At 70.0% G+C, this 24,100-nt stretch carries 22 protein-coding genes; 11 read left to right on the top strand and 11 right to left on the bottom strand.

The genetic code is table 11. The annotated features are described in order from the left end of the window. The first annotated feature begins 11 nt into the window (after positions 1-11). On the top strand, positions 12-539 hold the full coding sequence (locus I0C86_RS18520) for a hypothetical protein (protein WP_230394367.1): 528 nt from the start codon (positions 12-14) through the stop codon (positions 537-539). 34 nt (positions 540-573) lie between these two features. On the opposite strand, the gene I0C86_RS18525 is transcribed toward I0C86_RS18520, so the two are convergent. After that, on the bottom strand, positions 574-1,587 hold the full coding sequence (locus I0C86_RS18525; protein WP_196202501.1) for an ArsR/SmtB family transcription factor: 1,014 nt from the start codon (positions 1,585-1,587) through the stop codon (positions 574-576). Between the two features lie 235 nt (positions 1,588-1,822). Between I0C86_RS18525 and I0C86_RS18530 the strand changes: the two genes are divergently transcribed. Beyond that, the gene (locus I0C86_RS18530; protein ID WP_196202502.1) at positions 1,823-3,457 is read left to right on the top strand and encodes a peptide ABC transporter substrate-binding protein; all 1,635 of its coding nucleotides are present in this window, start codon (positions 1,823-1,825) and stop codon (positions 3,455-3,457) included. A gap of 130 nt (positions 3,458-3,587) precedes the next feature. Here I0C86_RS18530 and I0C86_RS18535 read toward each other — a convergent pair whose 3' ends face one another. The 3 genes from I0C86_RS18535 to I0C86_RS18545 all read right to left on the bottom strand — a co-directional run bounded on the left by I0C86_RS18535 (position 3,588) and on the right by I0C86_RS18545 (position 7,638). Continuing rightward, complete coding sequence (locus I0C86_RS18535) at positions 3,588-4,847, bottom strand: hypothetical protein (protein WP_196202503.1); 1,260 nt, start codon at positions 4,845-4,847, stop codon at positions 3,588-3,590. 14 nt (positions 4,848-4,861) lie between these two features. Beyond that, complete coding sequence (locus tag I0C86_RS18540; RefSeq protein ID WP_196202504.1) at positions 4,862-5,368, bottom strand: SigE family RNA polymerase sigma factor; 507 nt, start codon at positions 5,366-5,368, stop codon at positions 4,862-4,864. Between the two features lie 290 nt (positions 5,369-5,658). Then, complete coding sequence (locus I0C86_RS18545) at positions 5,659-7,638, bottom strand: Hsp70 family protein (protein WP_196202505.1); 1,980 nt, start codon at positions 7,636-7,638, stop codon at positions 5,659-5,661. Positions 7,639-7,724: 86 nt separating this feature from the next. Here I0C86_RS18545 and I0C86_RS18550 point away from each other — a divergent pair, with 86 nt between their 5' ends. The 4 genes from I0C86_RS18550 (at position 7,725) to I0C86_RS18565 (ending at position 12,802) form a co-directional block, all read left to right on the top strand. Further along, entirely contained in the window at positions 7,725-9,260 is a 1,536-nt protein-coding gene (locus I0C86_RS18550) for an NUDIX domain-containing protein (RefSeq protein WP_196202506.1), read from the top strand. 472 nt (positions 9,261-9,732) lie between these two features. Then, positions 9,733-10,491 (top strand): glucose 1-dehydrogenase, encoded by a 759-nt coding sequence (locus I0C86_RS18555; RefSeq protein ID WP_230394368.1) that lies wholly within the window; start codon positions 9,733-9,735, stop codon positions 10,489-10,491. A 46-nt stretch (positions 10,492-10,537) separates the two neighbouring features. Continuing rightward, positions 10,538-12,031: an MFS transporter gene (locus I0C86_RS18560; RefSeq protein ID WP_196202508.1), complete on the top strand. Its 1,494-nt coding sequence runs from the start codon at positions 10,538-10,540 to the stop codon at positions 12,029-12,031. A gap of 141 nt (positions 12,032-12,172) precedes the next feature. Next, complete coding sequence (locus tag I0C86_RS18565) at positions 12,173-12,802, top strand: TetR/AcrR family transcriptional regulator (protein WP_196202509.1); 630 nt, start codon at positions 12,173-12,175, stop codon at positions 12,800-12,802. 132 nt (positions 12,803-12,934) lie between these two features. Here I0C86_RS18565 and I0C86_RS18570 read toward each other — a convergent pair whose 3' ends face one another. After that, the gene (locus tag I0C86_RS18570; protein ID WP_196202510.1) at positions 12,935-13,621 is read right to left on the bottom strand and encodes a cellulose-binding protein; all 687 of its coding nucleotides are present in this window, start codon (positions 13,619-13,621) and stop codon (positions 12,935-12,937) included. Further along, positions 13,618-14,265, bottom strand: coding sequence for a hypothetical protein (locus tag I0C86_RS18575; protein WP_196202511.1), 648 nt, complete (start codon positions 14,263-14,265; stop codon positions 13,618-13,620). The genes I0C86_RS18570 and I0C86_RS18575 overlap by 4 nt, the downstream gene beginning before the upstream one ends. Before the next feature lie 76 nt (positions 14,266-14,341). Between I0C86_RS18575 and I0C86_RS18580 the strand changes: the two genes are divergently transcribed. From I0C86_RS18580 to I0C86_RS18595, 4 genes are all read left to right on the top strand, one after another. Next, a complete protein-coding gene (locus I0C86_RS18580) occupies positions 14,342-14,488 on the top strand; it encodes a hypothetical protein (protein WP_196202569.1) in 147 nt (48 codons plus the stop codon). Between the two features lie 338 nt (positions 14,489-14,826). Beyond that, positions 14,827-17,631: an aconitate hydratase gene (locus I0C86_RS18585; RefSeq protein ID WP_196202512.1), complete on the top strand. Its 2,805-nt coding sequence runs from the start codon at positions 14,827-14,829 to the stop codon at positions 17,629-17,631. Positions 17,632-17,839: 208 nt separating this feature from the next. Then, the gene (locus I0C86_RS18590) at positions 17,840-18,751 is read left to right on the top strand and encodes an NADP-dependent oxidoreductase (RefSeq protein WP_196202513.1); all 912 of its coding nucleotides are present in this window, start codon (positions 17,840-17,842) and stop codon (positions 18,749-18,751) included. Between the two features lie 81 nt (positions 18,752-18,832). Then, a complete protein-coding gene (locus I0C86_RS18595) occupies positions 18,833-19,609 on the top strand; it encodes a TIGR03089 family protein (RefSeq protein ID WP_196202514.1) in 777 nt (258 codons plus the stop codon). A 21-nt stretch (positions 19,610-19,630) separates the two neighbouring features. Here I0C86_RS18595 and I0C86_RS18600 read toward each other — a convergent pair whose 3' ends face one another. The 3 genes from I0C86_RS18600 to I0C86_RS18610 all read right to left on the bottom strand — a co-directional run bounded on the left by I0C86_RS18600 (position 19,631) and on the right by I0C86_RS18610 (position 21,756). Further along, positions 19,631-20,587 carry a nucleoside-diphosphate kinase gene (locus I0C86_RS18600; RefSeq protein WP_196202515.1) on the bottom strand — a complete coding sequence of 319 codons (957 nt, stop codon included), beginning with the start codon at positions 20,585-20,587 and terminating at the stop codon, positions 19,631-19,633. Between the two features lie 6 nt (positions 20,588-20,593). Next, positions 20,594-21,226, bottom strand: a complete 633-nt coding sequence (locus I0C86_RS18605; RefSeq protein WP_196202516.1) for a hypothetical protein — start codon at positions 21,224-21,226, stop codon at positions 20,594-20,596. Between the two features lie 332 nt (positions 21,227-21,558). Further along, complete coding sequence (locus I0C86_RS18610; RefSeq protein WP_196202517.1) at positions 21,559-21,756, bottom strand: hypothetical protein; 198 nt, start codon at positions 21,754-21,756, stop codon at positions 21,559-21,561. Positions 21,757-21,879: 123 nt separating this feature from the next. On the opposite strand from I0C86_RS18610, the gene I0C86_RS18615 reads away from it, so the two are divergent. Beyond that, positions 21,880-22,125 carry a DUF2630 family protein gene (locus I0C86_RS18615; RefSeq protein ID WP_196202518.1) on the top strand — a complete coding sequence of 82 codons (246 nt, stop codon included), beginning with the start codon at positions 21,880-21,882 and terminating at the stop codon, positions 22,123-22,125. 37 nt (positions 22,126-22,162) lie between these two features. On the opposite strand, the gene I0C86_RS18620 is transcribed toward I0C86_RS18615, so the two are convergent. Beyond that, positions 22,163-23,122 carry a serine protein kinase RIO gene (locus tag I0C86_RS18620; RefSeq protein ID WP_407676318.1) on the bottom strand — a complete coding sequence of 320 codons (960 nt, stop codon included), beginning with the start codon at positions 23,120-23,122 and terminating at the stop codon, positions 22,163-22,165. Between the two features lie 306 nt (positions 23,123-23,428). Next, positions 23,429-24,073, bottom strand: a complete 645-nt coding sequence (locus I0C86_RS18625; RefSeq protein WP_196202519.1) for an HAD family hydrolase — start codon at positions 24,071-24,073, stop codon at positions 23,429-23,431. Positions 24,074-24,100: the final 27 nt, after the last annotated feature.

Raw genomic sequence — 24,100 nt, forward strand, 5'->3', positions numbered from 1 at the left:
GAATCGAGTTCGTGCCCGAGCCCCAGCGGATGCGGATCCCGGTGTTCCTCTCCACCCCGACCGCACTCTCCGACCCCCAGCTTGCCGCCCGGACCTTCGTGGAGAAGGCGCTGCGCCGCAACGGGCTGGAGCCGAGGACCCTCGGCGCGACCGACTATCCGAGCGACTTTCCGTTGAAGGAGGTCCACGCCATCGGTCGGCACTGCTCCGGCGGCGTGATCCTGGGGTTCGAGCAGATCCGGGTGACCGCCGGGGTGAACAAGCCCGGTACGCCGAAGGAGCAGAAGATCACCAAGCCGATGGGGATCCCGACCCCGTGGAACCAACTGGAGGCGGGCCTGCTGTTCGGTCTCGGCCTTCCACTGCTCATCTTTCGTGAGGACGGAATCTCGGGCGGCATCTTCGACACCGGGGTGACCGACGTGTTCCTCCAGCCCATGCCCGACGGTACGCAGCGGGGCGGACGTAACGGGTTCGAGCAGGTCCTGGGCAAGTGGCGGGCGGCGGTGGTGAGCCACTACTACCGCGACCTGCGCTGACCGGCATTTCGACGAACGGTCCGGTCACTGCCGCTCAGCGTCTGGTCACCGCGTCGTTGCCGGTGAGCAGGGCACGGGCCAGCGGGGTGAGCGTGTGATGGGCCGCCTTGCCGTGCCGGGTCGTCCGCAGCAGTCCGGCATCGCGCAACACGCTGGCATGCTGTGACGCCGACGGCGTGCTGATCCCCGCCCGCCGGGCCAGGTCCGTGGTGTTCGCGCCGACCAGCGCGGCCCGGAGCACTGCGGCCCGGGATCGGCCGAGCAGCGCGGTGAGGGGATCGCCGGAGACGGCGGCGGCCCCGAGGGCGTACGCCGGGACCGGCCGGTGCCCCGGGGCCCGGTGTTCCGCGGCCCGGTGTTCGGCGGGTCGGTGTTCAGCGGGTCGGGGGCGCCGAACCGGGTAGACCACGACGACCGACTCGGGTTGGCCTCCCACCCAGAGTTGGCGGGCGAAGACCGACGGCACCAGCAGCAGTCCGGCGCCTGCGGGTCGCAGGTCGAGGTCCACCGTGGAACCGACACTGAGCACCGGATTGCGCCAGGTCGCCCACGGGTCGAGCAGCGCGAGCAGTGCCTCCACCCCACCGGTGGCCAGGGCCCGGCTGCGTTCGTTGACGTCGAGCCGGACGACCGACTCCCAGGCGGAGAGTTCGTCGACCACCCATCGGTCGTAGTAGGCACGGACGGCCGCCGCGAGCGTCCGTACCCGCCCCACCGAGTTGGTGAGCAGCCACTCCAGCGCCCCTTCGAGGTTGCGATCCTCGGGCAACGGGGCGAGCAGGTTCGCGGAGCGGGGACGGCCCGGCCCGGTTCCACGCGCGGCCGGCGGTTCGTCGACCCGGTCCGACGACGGCCCGCGGCCATCCGGGGCCGGGCCGGGTTCGCTCAGGTCACGTAGCCAACGGGTGAGTTCCGGCGCGCCGACCGGATCCGGTCCGGTTCCGGCCCGGGGGGCGGCGAGGCTGACGAAGACCTCGTGCAGCGGCAGGGGTGCGGGGGCGATCCGGGTCCGGGCGATGTCCTCGGCCCCCAACCAGATCCGGATCATCACCACCTCCACGGCTTTCGTCTGATCACGAGACGCCGTCGCCCCGCCGCCTAGTTGTCGGCCCTCCGGATGGTTTGGACCCAGTCAAAAGCATTGCCGCGATGACCGGATCGGCTCGTAACTGGTGAACAGGAGCCGGCCGGTCGTGGTCTGGTCCGGCCGGACGAACGCCCGTACGTCCGGATAGGTCGCGCCGCCCCGGTCGGGGTCGCGGCGCGAACACGAAGGAGGTTCGATGCCGGTGTCCAGACGTGTCATCTGGAGCGCGGCGGCACTCGCCGTCGTACTCGCCGTTCCGGCGTGCAGCGGCGGCGGCGGAGAGCCGAGTACCACGGACGGCAACGGCATCGTCCGGATCGGTCTGGTCGAACCGCAGCACCTGATCCCGTCGAACGCCACCGAGAGCGCCGGGGCCCAGGTGATCGCCGCACTGTTCACGCCGCTGGTCGACTTCGACGCGGAGAAGAAGCCGTTCGAGGTGGCCGCCGAGTCGATCGAGTCGTCGGACAACAAACTCTGGACGGTGAAGCTGAAGGGTGGTTACACCTTCCACAATGGCGAGCCGGTGACGGCCGACAACTACATCAACGCATGGAACCACGCGGCGTACGGGCCGAATGGCAACGGCGGGGCGTACTTCTTCGAACAGATCGAGGGGTACGACGACCTCCAGTCGACCGATCCGGACGGTGAGGGCCCGAAGAAGGCGCCGGAGCCCAAGGCCAAGAAGCTGACCGGTCTGAAGAAGGTCGACGACCTGACCTTAACCATCACCCTGTCGGGACCGTTCGCGGAGTTCGAGTCGGTGCTCGGCTATCACGTCTTCTCCCCGCTGCCGGCCGCTGCCTGGGCGTCCGACGGTGTACTCAAGGACGGCTTCGAGGACGCCGTGATCGGCAACGGACCGTTCAAGATGAAGGGCACCTGGCAGCACGACTCCAAGATCGAGGTCGAGCGGTACGACGACCATCCCGGCACCAAGCCGAAGGTCGGCGGCGTGGTGTTCCAGATCTATCAGGCATTGACGGCCGACTACGCCGACCTGATCGGCGGAAACAACGATGTGACCAAGACCGTCCCGACCGAACACCTGGCCAGTGCGGCGACCGATCTCGGCGACCGGTTCAAGAAGAGCCCGTTGTCGTCCTTCCAGTTCCTGGCCTTTCCGACCTTCCAGCAGGAGTTCGCGAAGCCCGAGGTCCGCAAGGCGATCTCGATGGCGATCGACCGGGACGAGATCATCAAGACGATCTTCAAGGACTCGCAGACCTCGGCCCGCGCGTTCGTGTCACCTGCGGTGGCCGGGGCCCGGCCGGACACCTGCGGCGAGGCGTGCGTCTTCGATCCGGGAAAGGCGAAGGCGGCGTACCAGGCGGCCGGCGGGCCGAACCGGTTGCAGATCTCGTACAACGGCGACGGCGGGCACCGGGACTGGATCGAAGCCACCTGCAACCAGCTCACCAACAACCTCGGGGTGCAGTGCGTCAGCACGGCCGAGACCAGGTTCGCCGACCTGCTGACCAAGGTCGAGGAGAAGACGCCGGTCGGGATGTTCCGGCTGGGCTGGTCGATGGACTACCCGTCGATGCAGAACTACCTCGGACCGCTCTACAGCACCGGCGGGTCGTCGAACTACTACGGCTACAGCAACCCGGAGTTCGACCGGCTGGTCGCCGACGGGGTCGCGGCGCCCAATCAGGACGAGGCGATCAAGAAGTACCAGCAGGCCGAGGAGATCCTCGCCCGGGAGATGCCGGTGATCCCGCTCCGCTTCGGGCAGAACAACTTCGGTCACTCGACCCGGGTCAGCAACGTCGAACTTGACCTGTTCGGCCAGGTCGACCTGTTGAAGATCGAGGTCACCGGCTGATCGTTGTCCGGTCGTACCACCCGGTCCGTCCTCCGTCGTCAGATCCTCGACGACGGAGGACGGAGACGACCGAGGACGGAGACGACCGAGGACGGAGACGACCGAGGACGGACCGGGCCCACGTTCTATCTCACCGGCACTTCCAGGTGACCCCCCCGACATAGTTGTCCGTGCTGTCCTGTGCGTTGCCCGTCACCATGCCGTTGTCGCTGATCGACACCAGGTGCGCATTCTCGGCTCCGGCCGGCAACGGCAACCGCTCGACCGCGCCGTCCGGCGCCACCAGCAGCGGACCATATTCCTCGGTCGCCACCATCAGCCAGCCCTCGCTGTTGACGGCCATCCTCGGGACGCCCCCGGTGTCGAGATTGGTAAAGATCGACAACTTGCCGGTACGAACGTTCCACCGCAGCGTCGCGCTCGGCTGCTGATACACGTCGTGATCCCTGGCGACCAGGCCGGAGATCCAGTCGCCACTGCCGACCCAGAGCGACATCTGACCCCAGCCGTCGGGCATCGGCACGGTGCTGGTGGTCCCGTCCGCCCCCCACACCCGCATCTCCTGAGTGTCCACCAGGGTGCCGATCACGGAACCGTCGGCGGTCACGCCCTCCACCTCGTACCGCCCGGGCTCGTCCAGCACGCGTGGCGCGTCATAGCCGCCGGCCGGCCAGATCACCGGAACGCGCAGTTTGTAGGCGTCCTGCCCGGCCGCGACACCGACCACGTCGCCCCGACCGTTGATCGCGCTGGCTACAGCGTGGTCGTAGCCGGGCGGCAACGTCAGCTTCCGGGCCTGGCCGTCCGGGTAGGGCGAGCCGACGGTGCCCGAAGGACCACTGGGCCCCCAGGGTCCGATGTCCCGCATCATTGTCGATGCCGAGAGGTCACGATCCGATGCGGGTTCATCGCGCACGAGGCGCGACGGCACGCCGTTGTCCCACAACACCCTCGTTCCCGATGAGCTCCGGTCGGCTTTGCTCGCCGAGCTCCCGACGATGTACCGGCCCGTGCTGTCGCCGACCAACACCTGCGTAAAGTCGAAGCCGGGCAGCGCGGCGAGCGGCTCGACGCTGCATCGCGACGAGCTCGCCTCGGGAACGCGGGCCTCGATCTGCTCCAGGTCCGTTACGGATGTCGCGAATGGGCCCGCTGCCGCCAACTCCGGCGGGTCTCGTCGATCGGCCGGCCTGAGCACCGTCGTCGCGATCAGTCCGACCACGCCGACGACGGCGAGTGCCCCCGTCGCGGCGGTGATCCGGCGTCGCCGCTCGGCACGCCGGCCCAGCCGTACCGCCAGCCCGACATCGGAGCGCGCGGGCGGCACCTCCGCCTGGAGCATCAGCGTGCGCAGAGCCTGGCCCGTACCCTGTTCCTCGTCCGCGGACATGTTTGCCTCCTTCATCAGATGCCGGCCGCGCTGGACTGCCCGACGGCGAGATGGCGCCGGAGCGCCGCCAGCCCTCGGGAGGTGTGGCTCTTGACATTGCCGGTGGAGCAGTTGAGCGCCGCCGCCACCTCCTCGACCGACAGGTCGGAGTAGAAGCGGAGCACCAGGACCGCCCGCTGGGCCGCCGGCAGTTCGCCGAGCAGCCTGCCGAGGACGTCGCGGTCCTCGACACTGCCGGTCGGCACCGTCGGACGATCCGGCGTCTCGAACATCAGCCGTACCCGTGCCCAGGGGCCCCGCTGCTCGTCGAGGTACTTGCGGACCAGCATCCGGCGGACGTACGCGTCGACGTTGTCGGCCGCCCTCGCCCGACGCCAGTGCCGGTACAGGGCGATGATCGTCGTCTGCACGATGTCGTCGGCGCGGTGCGCGTCACCGCAGAGCAGGTACGCGGTCCGGTGCAGGGCCGGCAGCCGTGCGGTGACGTACTCCCGGTATTCGGTCTCACCTTCGGTGCGCATGCATGCCATTCCCTTCTGGATGCCTCGCCCCGATGACGGTCGACGAAGGGTGCCGCGTTGCAGTCCGGATGATTCACCTCGAAGGCGGACCTTCCAGGTGAAAACAGGCAGACATCTGCACAGCCCGAGGCCTACCGTCGATGGTTGGATTCGGCTCAGTCTTCTCCGGATCGGCACCGACGCCCGGCCGAGCTTCTACAACCTGGTGCGGTCCATTGCCGACAGCGGCGCAACGGTGAGCGGCGACAGCATCACCGAGGTGGTGACGAAGGCGTGGGTGAGCGGGTTCGTCAGTAGTTCGGCTGGGCCGCGGACGCGGGACGGTGTCGGGCGACCGCCTCGGCCAGCCGTGGCGCGTCGCGCCCGAGGGTCCTGGTCAGCCGGGACAGGTCGTCGATGGCCAGGGCGTGCAGTTCGGGCCGCCACAGGTTCCCGTACGCCGGATCACGCAACAGTTGCGAGTGCGGTACCGGAACGGCGAGCAGTGCCGGGGGCAGCCCTGGCCCGAGCGGCACCACGTCGACCCGGGCCAGGTCTGGCCAGGGCAGCTCGTACCTGTGTCGCCGGTCGGGTTGGTACACGATGGCGTAGGCGTTGACCATCAACCGGGGGTACGGACGGAGGCCTCGGATCAGCAGCGCGAACCCGCCGACGAACAACATGATGCCGATCCCGCTGACGAGGGGTCCGAGGACCAGGTAATCGGCACTGCGGTCGCGATCGTCCTCGATGAACGCCCTGCCCAGGAAGGACAGCCCGTAGAGCAGGACGGTGGTGCTGATGACCGTCAGCACGGTGCCGAAGAAGCCGGCGACGGGCCGGCGACGGACGAACTCGTACCCCGGGCCCGCGCGCCAGGCCACCGCACGTCTGAGCGGGACAGTGCCGGCGAGGCTGGTGACGAGCAGCGTGAGCAGGACCGGTGGCCGGACGACGAAGAGGCCCACGAGCGCGATGACCTGAACCAGCACCGCGAGGGCGCCCCAGAGCAGGCTCGGCAGGAATTCCGGGGTGGACGATCGCGAGACGGCAGGGGTGGACGCCGTCCTGGGGGTGCCGACGTACGCCGGCGGGGTGGAGATCTGTGGTTCGGGCTGCGACGCCGGTGGGCCGCTGGACGCGGCCGACGGCCATGCCGTCATCGGCGCGGCGACAACCGGGGCCGGAGATTCCGGCACCGGCGACTCCGGGTTGGAGTCGAGAGCGCGGATGGCGTGTAGGACACCCTCCGCCACCACGATCTCGGGCTGCTCCAACACGGTCGGCGCGATGCCGGTGGCGTGGTGCACCGTGGTGGCGGCGAGCGGTACCCGGGAGGCCCCACCGACCAGGAAGACCCCGGCCAGGTTTTCGGCGGTGACACCGGCCCGGCCCATCACCTGCACCGTCAGCCGGGCCACCCGTTCGAATTGCGGGCGGGCGCTCTGCTCGAACTCCTCCCGCCCCACCGACACGTCGCGGTCGACCAGCGGCACGTACAGCCCGGCGTTGGGTTGGCGCGACAGCATCTCCTTGGCGGTCCGGGCGTCGTCCCACAACGTCCGGAAGTGTCGCTGGTCGGTCGGGTTCTCCGGCGCGGTCAGCCGCTGCCACAGGTCGGGATGTGCGGACTGGACGGCGTCGGCGACCCGCGCCACCACCAGCGCATCGAGGTCCAGACCGCCGAAGTCGACCAGCCCGTCCACGTCGCACACCTCGAACCCGACCCCGGTGCGGCGGACCACCGCCACGTCGAAGGTCCCGGCGCCCAGGTCGTAGACCACCAGCAGGTGATCGGGACGGACAGCGTGCCCGAGTACGGCGGTGAAGTAGCCGGCCGCCGCGACCGGCTCCGGAACCAGCGTCGGGGTCGGCAGTCCCGCCTGGACCGCCGCCTCCGTCAGCATGTTCCGACGTACCGCTCCCCAGCCGGCCGGATAGGTCAGCGCGACGGTGGACGGATGCGTGCCGGCGGCACGGCGGGCCTCGTCGGCCACCCGGTTCAGGGTTGCCGCGATTGCCTCGACCAGCGGCACCGACCGGGCTCCCAGGAGCAGGGTCCCGTCGTCGACCCGCCGTTTGGGATTCGGCTCGAACCGGGTCGGATCCATTCGGGCGCTGTGCACCGCGTCCCGACCGGTGACCAGTTTTCCGTCCGGCTGAAGGAAAAGCGCCGACGGCAGCAGCGGTGACCCGTCGAAGAGCAGCGGACGGCACCGACCATCCGGCCAGCGCAGTACCGCCACGGTGTTCGACGATCCGTAGTCAATCCCCAGTTGGTAGCCGGACACGCCGGAAGTGTAGGCGATCATTCGCGTCTGTCGGTCGGGGTCCAAAATTGGGTTGCCGGAGGTGCGCCCGGTCCTACGGTGAACGGGTGCTGACACCACCGGCTGGCCTGCCCGAGGACGCTCTCCGATCCACGCTCGCGCGGCAGTGGGGGCTCGACGTCGCCTCGCTGGCGTACCGGCCGGTCGGCTTCGGCAGCCACCATTGGGAGATCGTCGACACCGGACGAGTTCGCTGGTTCGTGACCGTCGACGACCTGGAGGTGAAGCGGCACTCGCTGGACGAGCCGCTCGACGCGGCATTCGACCGGCTGCGCGCCGCCCTCGGCACCGCCGCGCGGCTACGGGAGCACGGCCACCCGTACGTCGTGGCTCCCGTGCCGACCCGCGACGGTGAACCGGTGGCGCGGTTGTCCGACCGGTTCGGCGTCTCGCTCCACCGGTACGTCGAGGGGCAGAGCTTCGAGTGGGGCGAGTTCGGCACTCCCGGGCATCGGGATGCCGTACTCGATGTCCTGATCGCCCTGCACACGGCTCCGGCGGCGGTTCGCGACGGCGCCCTGGTCGACGACTTCGCCATCGGACACCGCGACGAGCTGGAGTCGGGTCTGGACGGTGCCGAGGATGTCGACGGACTCGGCCCGTACGCCCGGCCCGCCGCGGACCTGCTCGTCGAGTACGCGGCGCCGGTCCGGCGACTGCTCGCCCGCTACGACGCCCTCGTCACCATCGCCCGTGCCGAGCCGTCCCGGATGGTCCTCACCCACGGGGAGCCGCATCCCGGCAACACCATGCGGGTCGGCGGCGACTGGCTGCTGATCGACTGGGAGACGGTCCTGCTGGCGCCGCCCGAGCGTGACCTGTGGATCGTGGGTGCCGGTGACGACTCGGTCCTCGGCGCGTACGCCGACGCGACCGGCACGGCACCGCTGGCCGCGATGCTCGAGCTGTACCGCATCCGCTGGCACCTCGACGACATCGCCATCGAGGTGAGTCGCTTCCGGAGTCGGCACAGCGGGGACGCGGGCGACGACGAGTCGTGGAAGATCCTGCGCTCCGTACTCGAACACGTCAGCGACCTGCCGGTCGAAGACGATCACCAGGCACCGATAACGCGCGTACCGGACCACGGGACGTACCGGCGCCGAGCGGCCCGGGTGCTGCTGCTCGACGCCGCCGGACGGGTCCTGTTGCTGCGATGCCTGCTGGATCCCGAGGACCCCGACGCCGGCCACTGCTGGATGGTTCCGGGCGGAGGCGTCAACGACGGGGAATCCCTCCGCCAGGCGGCGGCCCGGGAGCTCCATGAGGAGGTCGGGCTCCTGGTCGAGCCCGACGAGCTTGGCGAACCCGTCGCGCTGACGACCGGGTACGCGAACCTCGGTTGGGCCGAGGGTCTCTTCCGGGACGACTTCTTCTGGCACCGGGTCGACACCCACGTCGTCGACATCAGTGCGATGGAGCCACTCGAACGCGGCAGCCACGTCGGGCACCGGTGGTGGCCGGTCGACGAGCTGGCCCGGACCGACGAGACCGTCTACCCGTACGAACTCGCCCCGCTACTGGCTGACCTGCTGGCTGGAGGTCAGCCGGGTCAGCCGGTCGCGCTGCCCTGGCACCACTGACCCGTCCCGTCCCGGTGACGGTTGATGATGCCTCCGGGCGGGATGGCACGGCCGGAGCGCTGTCAATAGACAGCCATTTTTCAGATCCGGACAATCCAGCCAGATTTCGGTAATCCCACCGATCCGGCACCCTCGACCCACGACGGGCCGGGGTCGGTCCCGCAGTGGCGTCGGCGGCTGCGCGGGAACCAGCCGAGGATCCCGGCCAGGAACCCGGTGCGCTTTTGTTCCCGGCAGGGGGATGGTCAGGGTCACTCCGTCGACCGCCGAGAGAAGTGGACGACGGTCGTCCCCTTGGACTACCTTTCCTGAAGCGGACGGTAGTCGTCCGGCTGCGGGTGCCACGTTTTCGAGCCGTCCCGCACATATCGCTGATTCATGACGGGTGCCGCCACGGCCTCCCGCTGCTCATTGTCGAACGCTTTTCGACCACCCACCGAATTCAAAATATAGATGAGGATCAATCATGTCCATGCGTTTCGCAGATAAGGTCGTTCTGGTCACCGGTGCCACCTCCGGCATGGGGCGGGCCCTGGCAGAACGGGTCGCCGCCGAGGGCGCGAAGGTTGTCCTGGCGGCACGCGGCACGGAAGCTGGTACAGCATTCGCCGCCGCACTCCGCTCCGCCGGACGGAACGCGATCTTCGTGCCGACCGATGTGACGGTCGGGGCCGAGATGGAGCAGTTGGTGCAGCGGGCGGTCGACCACTACGGCCGGCTCGACGGCGTGTTCAACAACGTGGGCGCGGCCACCGCGCTCGGTCCGATCACCGAGATCGGTCACGACGCATGGGGCGCCGAGATGGCCCTCAACCTCGACAGCGTCTTCTTCGGGCTGAAGTACCAGATCCCCGCGCTGCAGGCATCCGGCGGCGGCTCGATCGTGAACAACGCCTCCACCACCGGCGTCACCGGTGTGCCCGGCCTTGCCTCCTACAGTGCCGCCAAGCACGGCGTAGTCGGACTCACCCGGTCGACGGCACTCGAAGTGGCGGCGACGGGGGTACGGATCAACGCGCTCGTCACCGGCGGCGTCGACACCCCGCTACTGCGGCGCAACATGGGCCCGGACCCGGAGAAGGCCCTCCAGATCGGCAACGCGATGCACCCCGTGGGACGGATCGGGCGACCCGACGAGATCGCCGCACTCGCGGCCTTCCTCCTGAGCGACGAAGCCCCGTTCATCACCGGCGCCGCGCTCGCGATCGACGGCGGCCTGACCGCCGCCTGACGACTGCCGACAGACAACAGCATGATCTCCCCTGGAGGAAATGACGATGTCCACTCGTCATGACGAGTCGGATTCCCGGCGATGGAAAGCCCTGTTGTTCATCTCCATCGCCCAGTTGATGGTTGTTCTCGACGGCGCCGTAATGAACATCGCCCTCCCCTCGGCGCAGCAGGCGCTGCACTTCACCGACGGAAGCCGTCAGTGGGTGGTCACCGCGTACGGCCTGGCCTTCGGTGGCCTCCTGCTGGTCGGCGGCCGGGTGGGTGACATGGTGGGGCGCAAGCGCGTCTTCCTGATCGCCCTGGCGGGCTTCGCGGTCGCCTCGGCGATCGGCGGCCTGGCGGTGAACGCCGGGATGCTGCTGACCGCCCGGGCGCTGCAGGGAGTCTTCGCGGCCCTGCTCGCGCCGGCCGCGCTCTCGCTGATCTCGCTGACCTTCACCCAGCCGCGGGAACGGGCGAAGGCCTTCGGCGTGTTCGCCGCGGTCTCGATCGCCGGTGGCGCCGTCGGCCTGATCGCCGGTGGCCTGCTCACCCAGTACCTGAACTGGCGCTTCGCGATGTTCATCCTGGTTCCCATCGCGATCATCGGAATCCTGGGCGCCGTTTCCACCGTGCAGGACAACGGCGAGCGGCACCGTTCCCGGCTCGACGTTCCCGGCGTGCTGCTGGCCAGCCTCGGTCTCGTCGGTCTGGTCTACGGGTTCAGCGCCGCGGAGAGCCACGGCTGGTCGGCACCGCTGACAATCGGGTCCTTCGTCGTCGGCGTACTGCTGCTGACGGCCTTCCTCGTGGTGCAGTCGCGGGTGCCTGCCCCGCTGCTGCCGCTGCGGGTTCTGACCGAACGCAACCGAGCAGCCGCGTACCTGTCGGTGGCGTTCGCCGTGGTCAGCATGTTCGGGATGTTCCTCCTGCTGAGCTACTACTTCCAGCAGGTCAAGGGGTGGTCGCCGGTGATGGCCGGCCTGGCGTTCATGCCGATGGCGGTGTTGCAGGCCTTCGGGGCAACGCAGGTTGGTGCCCGGCTCGCGCACCGGATCGCCCCGAGGCCGATCATGGTCACCGGCTACCTCGTCAGCGCGGCCGGTCTCGTGCTGCTCGCCCTGCTCGATGCGGACAGCAGCTTCTTGGAGATCGCGGTCGCCGAGGCAGTGGTCGGCATCGGAATCGGCGCCGCGTTCATGCCCGCGATGAGCATCTCCAGCCACGGCGTGGCGCCCACCGACGTCGGTGTCGCCTCCGCGATGATCAGTTCGTCGCAGCAGGTCGGTGGCTCGATCGGTGTCGCACTGCTCAACACCGTCGCGACCAGCTCCGCCGCCTCCTACCTGGCTACCCGCAACGGTACGGCGGCTCCCGTCCACGTCCGGCACCAGGCGCTGATGCACGGCTACTCGGCCGCGTACTGGCTGGCCACTGCCTTCGTCGTGGCCGCGGCACTGGTCTCCGCGATCCTGGTGAACGCCCGCGCCCCGCAGCACCTGCCGAGTCCGGCGCCGGAGGATGCCGCCGTGGACGCCGTTCCGGTGCCCGCACACTGAGGATGGGGAGCCGCTCGCTCCACGTGCGGCGAGCGACCCCTTCCGGCACGGTCGGGTCCGGAGTCGACGCGACGGCCGATGCCCGCCGGTCACACCCAGCACAATCGGACGATAGACGTCCGTTTATGGTAGGCTCGGGGGATGCCTGATCTGGACCCGGTGCCCGACGTCCGTGCGGACGCACGGCACAACCGACGCCAGCTGATCATCGCGACGCGGGAGGCGATCGCCTCGCGCGGGCTCGACGTCTCGGCTCTGGACATCGCGAAGGCGGCGGGCGTGGGGGTGGGCACGCTGTACCGGCGCTTCGGCACCAAGGAAGCGCTGCTCGACGCCGTGGTGCTCGGCCTCTACGACGAGTTGTGCGACACCGCGCGGGTTTGTATGGACCGCGCCGATGCCTGGGAGGGGCTGGCGGAGTTCGTGATGGAGCTGGCCGGGGCGCACCGGGACAGCCGCGGACTGGCCGAGGTCACCGCGGCGTGTGACAGGCCCCCGTCACCGGAACTCGCGGAGCGGACCGCCGCGTTGCAGGATGCCGTCATCCGGCTGACCGAGCGGGCGCGCACGGCCGGTCACCTGCGTGCGGACGTCACCTGGCAGGACATCATGATCTGCTCCCGCGCGGCCCTGGACACCGACCACTGCCTCGGCGTCGACGCAGGGCCGGACGGGTGGCGTCGAGTCGTCACGATCCTGCTCGACGGGATACACGCCCCCGGGCGGACTCCTCTGGAGGGGCCTGCCCCGCAGGTCCACCGGGAAGGATGACGGCGCAGTCCTCCGGCCGGCGGCAATCCGTGCGCGCGTTCCAGGATGGACGGTGCCGGTGACGTCGGCGCGGTCGGTGACGCCGGTACGGCCGGCCGGTGCGCCGTTGTCGTCGACGTCCGCTGGAAACGGTCAGCCAAGCTCGCAGGCCCGGCCGTTCACCGCGCAACTGTTCGGGGTCTCCCGGTAACCCCTGCGCTCGAAGTGGAACCGCAGCGGCACGGAGCCACCGCCGGCCAGTGTGCTGCCCTTGAAGACGTACCGGCCGTCGGAGCGCTGCACCGTCGGCTGGGGCGCCCCCTCGGCCCAGAACCCACGCAGGTCGTCGACCTCGTCGGGGAAACGCAGTTCGACCGTCCACACCCCCGCCGTACCGGACACGTTGCGGACCAGCACCTCACCGACGAACGAGTCGCGGTAGTCGGCCAGCACCCGGTACCGGCCGGTCAGTTCGGCCTGCGGCGCGGCTGGCGGAGCGGCGGAGGTCGGCCGGGCACCCGGTGCGGTGGTCCGGGGCGGCCTGGTCCGGGCCGGCGTCACCGCGGCCCGCGACGGCCGGGCGTCGGGTCCCGTCGACCGGTCCTCGGCGCCCGGGGACGCGCTGGGACCGGCCGGGTCGGCGGCGGAGGCCAACGGGGAGGTCGTGGTGCCCGGCTCGAACGGCCAGACCGGCTCGGGCGCGCCCGAGGACCGCCGGTCGGCGGAGAGGTATCCGGTGGTGATGACGAACAGCACCGTCATCACCAGGACACCGGCGAGGACGACGATCCACGGCGCCGACGCGAGCAACCGCGGTCGACTCGACTCGGGCGTGCTCACCGAGTCGGAATCCGGACCGCGATCTCGCTGCCGAGCCGCGCCCCGGCGGAGAGTTCCAGGTCGTCGCCGCTCCAGAACCGTCCCGGGTCGTACCAGCTCGGGCGCCGTCCGGCCGGCAGCAGACCCATCGCCTGGTACGTGACCGCGACGACCTCGGCACAGTACGCCGTCTCCAGGGTGCTCTCACTCGGCTGGCGGTCACGGACGGCCGGTGCCCGTCCGCGCAGCCATCGCCAGGCGAGTTGGGCGGTGGACGGAAAAGGCGTTCCGTCCAGGCGGGCGATGGTACGCAGCACCCCGTTCTCCATCTCCTGATCGGCCGGTGGTTCGAGTTGCCGCAGCCAGCCGCGCTGGCCGTAACGGTTTCCCCACACCCGGACCGCGTCCCGCAGGTCGTGCAACTGCACGCCGCGGTGGTGGTTGCCCGACCACATGTCGGGCAATGACCGGCCGAGCTCGGCGTGCCACATTAACGGCGGCAGGTCCTCGATGACCACAGACATTCCGACATGGTTCACCGGACTGTTCGTGGTGAACTGGATCGCCCGATCCGGCACACTGCGGCCCCGGAAGACCCAGACATCGCCGGTACGGGTCAGCTCGATCGCCTCGTCGAGACTGAGTTCGCTGCTCTCCTCGGTCATGTCCCCACCTAGGTCCGCCCACTCGTCGCAAGCCTCCGACTACCCTAGGCGGATGCGCTGGTGGAAGGTAATCGGAGTGGCAAGCTTCGTCGGGGTCGCGGCCACCGGGGTGGTGCTGGCTCGGGCCGAACGGCGGCGCCGGGCGTACACCCCGGAACAGATTCGCGACCGGCTGCGAGAGCGGCACGCCGAGGCGACCACGACGCCGTCCACTCCGGACTGACGCGTTCATCGACCTGGGCCCGCTCCCGCGGCCCTTCTCGCCCGGTGCCCGGTTTCGGAACCGGTGTCCGACTCGATCGATCCACCGCCGTCGGATGGCACGGCGGCATGTTGGCGGCCGGTGCGGCTCCGGGCTGCCGAGCGGTGGGACGGGCTTGCGCTAATAGCAAGACGGACGTACGGTTTTGTTGGATGCAAACATCGGTAAGGGTTACCTGAGCCGGATGGCCTGGTAATAGGTAGGAAAGACTGCTCAGGACTACGCCCGGTCGCCCGCCGGTCGGGAGGCAGCCCGGACGAGCCGCCGGACCGGACGGCGCGGGCCGGGACGAAGACAGCGTGAAGGAGTACGACGTGGCGAGCCTCGACACCTTCGGTGCGAAGAGCCAGCTACGCGTCGCAGACGCGAGCTACGAGATTTTCCGGATCGGCACGGTGGCCGGGCACGAACGCCTGCCGTACAGCCTGAAGATCCTGTTGGAGAACCTGCTCCGCACCGAGGACGGCGCGAACATCACCGCCGAACACATCCGGCAGTTGGGCGACTGGGACCCGACCGCCGAGCCGAGCGTGGAGATCCAGTTCACCCCGGCCCGGGTCCTGATGCAGGACTTCACCGGCGTGCCCTGCGTGGTCGACCTGGCCACCATGCGCGAGGCGGTCCGCGACCTCGGCGGCGACCCCACCAAGGTCAACCCGCTGGCCCCGGCCGAGCTGGTCATCGACCACTCGGTCATCGCCGACCTGTTCGGCCGGCAGGACGCCTTCGCCCGCAACGTCGAACTGGAGTACGGGCGCAACAAGGAGCGCTACCAGTTCCTGCGCTGGGGCCAGACCGCGTTCAACGAGTTCAAGGTCGTTCCGCCCGGCACCGGCATCGTGCACCAGGTCAACATCGAGTACCTGGCTCGGACGATCATGGAGCGGAACGGCCAGGCGTACCCGGACACCGTGGTCGGCACCGACTCGCACACCACCATGGTCAACGGCCTGGGCGTGCTGGGCTGGGGCGTCGGCGGCATCGAGGCCGAGGCGGCGATGCTCGGCCAGCCGGTCAGCATGCTCATCCCCCGGGTGGTCGGGTTCAAGCTGCACGGCGAGGCGCCGGCCGGCACCACCGCCACCGACCTGGTGCTGACCATCACCGAGATGCTCCGCAAGCACGGGGTGGTCGGCAAGTTCGTCGAGTTCTACGGCCCCGGCGTGAGCGCCGTGCCGCTGGCCAACCGGGCCACCATCGGCAACATGTCCCCCGAGTACGGCTCCACCGTCGCGATCTTCCCGATCGACGAGGAGACCGTCCGCTACCTGAAGCTGACCGGCCGCACCGAGCAGCAGGTCGCGCTCGTCGAGGCGTACGCCAGGGAACAGGGCCTGTGGCACGACCCGGCCGCCGAGCCCGACTACAGCGAGCGGCTCGAACTCGACCTCTCCACCATCGAGCCGTCACTGGCCGGCCCGAAGCGCCCGCAGGACCGGGTGCCGCTGGGCAACGCCAAGACGCTGTTCCGGGGCGCTCTGATCGACTACGTCGGCGACGGCGGCGACGGAGCGCAGGGCCCGGCCGACGAGGCCAGCGAGGAGTCCTTCCCCGCCAGTGACCCGCCGGCCAACGGCGTCAACGACCCGGCCGACGCGCCCCGTGACCTGGTCTCGGCGGCCACCGGAGCGAAGGGCCGGGCCAGCAACCCGGTCCGGGTCACCGGCGACGACGGGGTGGAGTACGAACTCGACCACGGCGCGGTCGTGATCGCCGCCATCACCTCCTGCACCAACACCTCCAACCCGCAGGTGATGATCGGCGCGGCACTGCTCGCCCGGAACGCCGTCGACCGGGGGCTGTCCCGCAAGCCGTGGGTGAAGACCACCCTCGCCCCGGGCTCCAAGGTCGTGATGGACTACTACGAGCGCGCCGGCCTCACGCCATATCTGGAGAAGCTCGGCTTCCACCTGGTCGGCTACGGCTGCACCACCTGCATCGGCAACTCGGGCCCGCTGCCCGAGGAGGTCTCGGCGGCGGTGAATGAACACGACCTGTCGGTGGTCTCGGTGCTGTCGGGCAACCGGAACTTCGAGGGCCGGATCAACCCGGACGTCAAGATGAACTACCTGGCGTCCCCGCCGCTGGTGGTGGCGTACGCGCTGGCCGGCACGATGGACATCGACCTGGCCAACGAGCCGATCGACACCGGCGCCGACGGGCAGCCCGTCTACCTGCGGGACATCTGGCCGAACTCCGCCGAGATCGACGAGGTGATCGCCAGCGCGCTGCGCAGCGAGATGTTCACCAAGGACTACGCCGACGTCTTCGCCGGGGACGAGCAGTGGCGGGCACTGCCCACCCCGGAGGGCGACACCTTCGCCTGGGCCGGCGAGTCGACGTACGTCCGGAAGCCTCCGTACTTCGAGGGCATGGACCGGGAACCGACGCCGGTCGTGGACATCGCGGGCGCCCGGGTGCTGGCCAAGCTCGGCGACTCGGTGACCACGGACCACATCTCCCCGGCCGGCTCGATCAAGGCCGACTCGCCGGCCGGAAAGTACCTGGCGGACCACGGCGTGGCCCGGCACGAGTTCAACTCGTACGGTTCGCGGCGCGGCAACCACGAGGTGATGATCCGGGGCACCTTCGCCAACATCCGGCTCCGCAACCAACTCGTGCCCGGAGTCGAGGGCGGGTTCACGGTCAACCACCTGACCGGCGAACAGACCACGATCTACGACGCCTCGACGGCATACCAGGAGGCGGGCATTCCGCTGGTGATCCTGGCCGGTACGGAGTACGGCTCCGGATCGTCGCGGGACTGGGCGGCCAAGGGCACCATGCTGCTCGGCGTACGGGCGGTCATCGCCAAGTCGTACGAGCGGATCCACCGGTCGAACCTGATCGGCATGGGCGTGCTTCCGCTGCAGTACCCGGCCGACAGCGACGCGGAGTCGCTGGGGCTGACCGGTACCGAGACGTTCTCGATCAGCGGGGTGACCGCGCTCAACGACGGACAGATCCCGCCTACCGTCTGCGTCACCACGGACACCGGGGTCGAGTTCGACGCGGTGCTCCGGATCGACACCCCCGGCGAGGCCGACTACTACCGGCACGGCGGGATCCTGCGGTACGTCCTGCGCAAGATGCTCGCCGCCTGAGTTCCACCGCAGCCGCGATGCCCGGCCGGGCCGGTCTCCCCCTTGGGAGGCCGGCCCGGCCCGTTTGTCAGCCGCTGGCTCCGCACCCGTCGGCCCGGCCCGTTTGTCAGCCGCTGGCTCCGCACCCGTCGGCCCGGCCCTCCGGGATTGACCTCAACCAACATTGAGGGCGAAGACTCGGCTCCCTGAGAACCGAGGAGGATGTGACATGCGGGTAGCGGGCTTTACCGAGTACGGCGGTCCAGAGGTACTCCGGCTGTTGGAGTTGCCGACGCCGGTTCCCGGGGCCGGGCAGGTACGGATCCGGGTCAGGGCGGCCGGTGTGCAGCCGTACGACTGCGCGGTCCGGGGCGGCTGGACTCCGCCGGGCGTGACGCCGGGGTTTCCGAAGGTGCCGGGCAACGAGTTCGCCGGGATCGTGGACCAGCTCGGACCGGATGTCAGCGGCGTCGCGGTCGGCGCCGAGGTGCTCGGCTTCGGTCAGCTCGGCTGCTACGCCGAATACCTGGTGATTCCCGTCGACCAGATCACCGCCAAGCCCGAGGGCATGCCGTGGGAGGTGGCCGGCGGATTCAGCGCCGGAGCGCAGACCGCACACATCGCCCTCGCCGAACTGCGGATCGACCGGGGCGAGACCGTCCTGATCCACGGCGCGGCCGGCGCGGTCGGGACCGTGGCGGTGCAGCTCGCCGTGGCTGCCGGGGCGATCGTGATCGGCACCGCCAGTGTGGAGAACCACGACTACCTGCGGTCGCTCGGCGCGACCCCGGTGGCGTACGGGGCCGGGCTGCTGGACCGGGTCCGCGCGCTCACGCCGGACGGGGTGGACGCCGCGCTCGACGGCGCGGGCGGCGACGCCCTAGAGGTCTCGCTGGAGGTCGTGGCGGACCGGAAACGGATCCTCACCCTGGTCGAGCACGCCCGGTCCGGAGAACTCGGCATCTCGGTGACCCCGAACCTCCGCTCGGCGCGACGGCTGGCCGAACTCGTCGACCTGTACGCCCGGGGCCGGCTGCGGATCCACGTCCGCCGGACCCTGCCGCTGCACCGTGCCGCCGACGCCCACCGCGACGTGGAGACCGGGCACGGCCGCGGCAAACTCGTGCTCAGCATCGACTGAGTGGTTAAGAAGGGGCCCCGCCTATGCAAAATACGATAAGAAGGGCCCCTTCCTTACACCCACACACCTACGGAGTAGTCGATGAAGCAGCCTGATGTGGCGGTGCCGGTGCCTCTTGCGGGCGCGTTGGCGGCGGACCCGGACCGACCGGTGCTCACCTACTACGACGACGCGACCGGCGAGCGTACCGAGCTCTCCGCGTCGGCGCTCGGCGAGTGGGTCACCCGGACGACGAACCTGCTGCACCACGGTTGTGGGTTGCGGCCGGGCGATCGGGCCGCAGTACTGCTGCCACCGCACTGGCAGACCGCCGCCGTGCTGCTCGGCACCTGGTCGGCCGGGATGTCGGTGAGTTTCGAGGGCATCGCCACGGCCGGACTGCCCCGGATCGGCGTGGGCTCGGCCGGGCCGTTCGACGTCACGTACGTGGCGCGGAACCGGGTCGGCAGCTGGCTCGAGGACGTGCCCGAGGGCCGGCACCGGTTCGTGCTCGGCTTCGCGCCGGGCGCGGCGTCGCTGGACGATGCCGACGTACCGGAGGGTTACCGCGACTACGTCGCCGAGGTACGCGGACACGACCCGAATCTGCGCCCCCACGTGCCGGTCGACCGGGCCGACGCCGCGAGTGTCGACGGCACCAGCTACGAGCAGTGGGGCAACCTGGCCCGGGAACTCGCCTCGATCCTCGACTTCCAGTTGGGCGACCGGATCCTGATCGACGCGGCCGAGCACGAGCATCCGGTGAAGTGGCTGTTGGCGCCGCTCGCGGCCGGTGCCTCGGTGGTGCTCTGCGCGAACCTCGACCCCGCCCGGCTCGCGGACCGCCGCGAGGCCGAGCGGGTGACCCGGGTGTTGTGAGCCCCGGCTCGGTGTGCCGGCTCAGGGGGCGTTGGACGCGTCCGGGAGCAGGCTCGTCGTGCCGGGCAGGTACGGGTCGAGCAGGTGGGTGGCGAGCACGATCCGTTGCCAGCGGCTGATCGGCACACCGCTGGACTCGGCCAGCCGGACGACCTCGCGCCAGTCCCGCGAGCCCCGTTTCCGTACCTGGCCGAGCAGTGACGACAGTTCCCGGGCCGCCGTCCCCGAATCGCCGTACCGGCGGGCGTCGGCCGCCGCCGCCAGCTCCCACAGGGTCTGGTCCAGTTCGAGGTCGACCTCGGGAGTGGCCGCCTCCAGCCGGTCGACCAGGGCGAACGCCTCCGATCGACCGGCCGAGGACGGTCCGGTCCCACGCTCGAGGCTGCGCCGGTAGATGGCGGCCCGGGTCTCGTGGTTGCACAGCACGGCCAGTTCCCGCAGCAGGTCGGCTGGTTCGTCGGCGGCGTGGACCAGGTTCAGTTGGTAGTTGAAGCTGCCGACGTCGTAGCGGAGCTGTCCGGGCCGGCACCGGACCGGGTCGGCCGGCCCCTTTGCCGTGCTGAGCAGCAGCGACGCCGGTTCGGGACGTCCGGGCAGGGCGAGCAGCAGGAGCAGGCACTCGCACGCCGTCACGTAGAGGTCGGCGGCATCCCGGCGGTCCCGGCTGGCCGCGTTCAGGCCGTACTGCCACAGTGCCCGGATGCCGTGCCGGTCGACCGTCACCGTCGCCGCCCAGACGATGGTGAACCCGTACGCCAGCACCCAGTGCAGCACCGCACCGAGCCGTCGGGTGACCACCGCGTCCGGCTTCAGCAGCAGCAGCGCGTGGTCGTGGCAGAACTGCTCTACACGTCCAGCGCCGATCGTGGCGAGGTCTTCGAAGCTCTCCCGAAAGTAGGTGTCCGTGGCGTACAGGGACCTTTTACGGGGGAGCTTCGACAGGAAGGCGGGTATCTCCGGGTCGCCAGGGGTGGCCATGCTGGATCACTCACGCAGTTCCGCGGCTCGGCGGCCAACCTCTCCCGGGGTCAGGATCTCACCGTCGAGCACCACGCCGACGAAGCTGGCGAGTGGGATGTGCTCGAACACGGGCGCGCCGAGCCGGTCGAAGACCGGTGCCGGGACCAGTTTGAGCGCGGTGGTGACGACCAGGGTCGGCAGCCGCTGCGCCAGCTCCCGGGTGCCCCGGATGTTGAGCACCGTGGTCGGGCCGATCGCGTCGGCGCCGGCCAGCGCGATCACGGGTTCGCCGGTACGGGTCTCCGCCGGCAGTTGGGCCAGCACCTGGCCGACGATCGAGCTGCTGGGTGCGGAGGTGACCGGTCCACCCCGCTCGTCGACCCAGGTGACCGCCGCCTTCACGGTGTTCTCGACGGCATGGTCCAGTTCGGCCCGGATCCGGCGCAGCGCCTCGGCCGGCTCGTCGGAGCGTACCGCGTTGGCGATGTGCCACATCGGCGCGTAACCGGGCAGCCGGGCTGTCAGGAACTCCGTCGCCTCGTTCGCGGCGGCGGGGTCGTCGATCAGCTCGAGCAGGCCCTGGATCACCATCCGGGCCACTCCGGTGGCCCCGGCCGTGGTGACCGTGACGGCCTCCCGCAGCGATGTCGGCAACATAGCTTGATCCATGATGCTGGCTCTTTCCGTTCCGGGTCTGGTCCCCTGAGGACAGGGCTGTTCCCTGGCATCGAGAATGCCCGATCTGCGGGCGGTTCGGCACCAGGTTTGGTAGTTCATATCAAATGGACAACCCGGTGGGAGTGAAATGACCAAATGGCAGCGGGCGTCAGTGTCCGAACACGCGGAGTGCCCCCGCGCGGACGTCGCGCGGGGGCACTCGCTGACGGTCGGCCGGGACCCACCTCCCGACCGTCCGCCTCGGCTGGCCCGGGACCGACCGGTCAACATTCGACCTGGTCGGGCGAGGGTCGGGCCAGCCGACGATTCGATCAGCCGGCGATCTGCCCGCTGCCGGCCCGGGTCCGGACCGGGCCTGGCAGCCGGATGGTGGAGTCGAACTGGTACGAGTGGTACGGATGCGGTTCGATCACCGGGCCGGGCGTCTCCGGTGCGCCGGAGTTGTCGAAGACGCTGTTCCACCCGCATTTCGGAAAGCGCTTTCCCGGGTCACGATAGGAGCCGGCCACGGCCGTGTCAATGAATCCCGTCTATGTTCCCCGGCCGGACCGGCAGGGCCGCCGACCGCCCCGACCCGGACCCACTACCCGGAAGGTGGGCGGCAGGGTCGGCACTGTGCCAGGATCCTGGGCATGGACGACAGCACGATACTGAGCCGGATCACCGAACTCGTCGACGAGGAGCACCGGCTGCGCGGCCACGCCCAGCAGGTCGAAGGCTCCAGCGACGAGGACCGGACCCGGCTACGGGAGCTGGAGGAGTCCCTCGACCAGTGCTGGGACCTGCTCCGCCGACGCCGGGCCGCCCGCCAGGCCGGCACAGATCCGGACACGACCGGGAACCGCAGCGTCAACGAGGTCGAGAAGTACCTCCAGTGACCGGCGGCGGCCCCACCGGGCCGCCGCCGGGAACACCTCAACGCATCCCCGCCTCCCGCAGCAACCGCTCCGTCAGCACACCCGGGTCGACCAGGTCGCCGGACAGACCCCGCGCCGCGAACCAGGTGGCCACCACCCGTACGTCCCGGGTCAGGAACTCCCGCCCGCTCGGGTTCGCCACCACGTCCACCACCTGCGGCAGGTCGATCAGGACCAGCCGGCCGTCGTGCACCAACAGGTTGTACGGCGACAGGTCACCATGGGCCAACCCCGCCCGGGCGAGTACGACCAGCGCGTCGACGAGCTGATCCCAGAGTTGCCGCAGCGGGACCGGATCGGGCCGGAGCTGGGCCAGCCGGGGCGCGGCCAGACCCTCGACCGGATCCCCGACGAACTCCAGCATCAGCTCGGTGCCGAGCAACTGCACCGGGTACGGCACGGCGATGCTGCCGAACTCGGATCCCACCTCCCAGAGCCGGGACAGCGCGGCGAACTCGGCCGCCGCCCACTGACCGGCGATCATCTGCCGGCCGAACGCCGTACGCCCCTCCATCGCCCGGTTCTCCCGGGACCGGCGTACCCGGCGACCCTCCAGGTAACCCGCGTCCCGGTGGAAGAGCCGATGCTCCGGATCGCGGTAGCGCTTGGCGGCGAGCAGGCAGGTCCGGTCGGTGCCCGGCACACCGCGCCGGACCAGGTGCACGTCGGCTTCCTTGCCGGTCTTGAGCACGCCCAACTCGGTGTCGGTGGCGGCCAGCTCGGTGACCAGCCAGTCGGGATGCGGGGCCGGCCCGTGCACCGCCTGGTCCCAGGTCGACCAGCGGTCGCCGCTGTCCGGGCGGTCGGTGTCGGCGTTGGTGTCGAAGGCGGTCGCCGTGCCGGCGTGCCGCATTCGTTTCAGTAGTCGCGGCTCGTCGTCGTCGAAGCGGCGAGCGCTACGGCCGCCGCGAGCGCGGGCGGAGCCGAGGTGGTGGTCGTCGTAATCGCGGGTTGGCACAGCGGAATTCCCTTGGTCGAGACGGAAGAAGGCAGGCGGAAGCGGAGCACAAAGACAGCCACCGGGATCTCCTTCCACTCGACCGGGCGATGCCCGGGATTCTGCACGACGACGGGAACCCTCGCGGGCTCCTTCGCCGACCGGCGTACGCGCCGACCCGCGCAATGTTCGTCGCCGGCTCTACCGGCCGTCAAGGTAATTTCCCGCCGCCGGCGACCCGCACCGGCATCCGGCGCGGGGGGTTAGTCCCTGTCGCTCCGCTGCGCGAAGCGGCCCTAATCGGGAGGAAGTAGGTCTATTTCCGAGTTAGGCGGCCAGCACCGTGGCGACCGCAGCGATCAGCCCGTCCACGGTCTTGGTCGGGGCGTACCGGCGTTCCATCCAGCGACGGCCCCGGTGCAGCCACACACTCGGCAGCCCCACCGCCGTGGCGCCGCCGATGTCGGCCTCGGGGCTGTCCCCCACCATCCAGGCACCGCGCAGCCGCATCCGGGCCCGCTCGGCGGCGAGCGCGAAGATCCTCGGGTTCGGCTTGCTCACGCCGACCTCTTCGGAGATCACCCAGTCCGCGAGATAGCGGTCCAGGCCGGTGTTCCTGATCTTCAGCTCCTGCTGCCGGGTCGCCCCGTTGGTGACCGCCACCGGCACCCAGCCGGCGTCGTTGGCGATCCGTAACGCACAGGCGATCAACGGATCGAGCCGGATGTAGTCCATCACACCCTCGTGCAGGGCCTCGACCAGGTCGATGGAGGGAATCCGGAGACCGTACCGGTCGCGGATCGCGTCGGCCACGTCCCATCGGTTGGTCAGGCCGTCCGCGTCCACGGAGAGCAGCCAGTCGAGGTCGCTCTCCGGGGCTCCGATCTCGGCCAGGAAGCCCTGCGCCCAGGTTCGGAATGGACCGGCCCGGTCGAGCAGGGTGTTGTCCAGATCGAGGAGCAACAGCGGCACTTGCGCACAGTACGGGACGCACCCGGT

The sequence above is a fragment of the Plantactinospora alkalitolerans genome (assembly GCF_015690345.1).
In the GTDB taxonomy this organism is placed as follows: Bacteria; Actinomycetota; Actinomycetes; order Mycobacteriales; family Micromonosporaceae; genus Plantactinospora; species Plantactinospora alkalitolerans.

Coding starts and splice junctions, on each gene's coding strand:
- I0C86_RS18525 (WP_196202501.1), bottom strand. CDS start 1,587: ATGATCCGGATCTGGTTGGGGGCCGAGGACATCGCCCGGACCCGGATC.
- I0C86_RS18575 (WP_196202511.1), bottom strand. CDS start 14,265: ATGACCGAGGAGAGCAGCGAACTCAGTCTCGACGAGGCGATCGAGCTG.
- I0C86_RS18605 (WP_196202516.1), bottom strand. CDS start 21,226: ATGTTGCCGACATCGCTGCGGGAGGCCGTCACGGTCACCACGGCCGGG.
- I0C86_RS18555 (WP_230394368.1), top strand. CDS start 9,733: ATGCGTTTCGCAGATAAGGTCGTTCTGGTCACCGGTGCCACCTCCGGC.
- I0C86_RS18590 (WP_196202513.1), top strand. CDS start 17,840: ATGCGGGTAGCGGGCTTTACCGAGTACGGCGGTCCAGAGGTACTCCGG.
- I0C86_RS18595 (WP_196202514.1), top strand. CDS start 18,833: ATGAAGCAGCCTGATGTGGCGGTGCCGGTGCCTCTTGCGGGCGCGTTG.
- I0C86_RS18615 (WP_196202518.1), top strand. CDS start 21,880: ATGGACGACAGCACGATACTGAGCCGGATCACCGAACTCGTCGACGAG.
- I0C86_RS18560 (WP_196202508.1), top strand. CDS start 10,538: ATGTCCACTCGTCATGACGAGTCGGATTCCCGGCGATGGAAAGCCCTG.
- I0C86_RS18540 (WP_196202504.1), bottom strand. CDS start 5,368: ATGCGCACCGAAGGTGAGACCGAATACCGGGAGTACGTCACCGCACGG.
- I0C86_RS18530 (WP_196202502.1), top strand. CDS start 1,823: ATGCCGGTGTCCAGACGTGTCATCTGGAGCGCGGCGGCACTCGCCGTC.
- I0C86_RS18600 (WP_196202515.1), bottom strand. CDS start 20,587: ATGGCCACCCCTGGCGACCCGGAGATACCCGCCTTCCTGTCGAAGCTC.
- I0C86_RS18565 (WP_196202509.1), top strand. CDS start 12,173: ATGCCTGATCTGGACCCGGTGCCCGACGTCCGTGCGGACGCACGGCAC.
- I0C86_RS18535 (WP_196202503.1), bottom strand. CDS start 4,847: ATGTCCGCGGACGAGGAACAGGGTACGGGCCAGGCTCTGCGCACGCTG.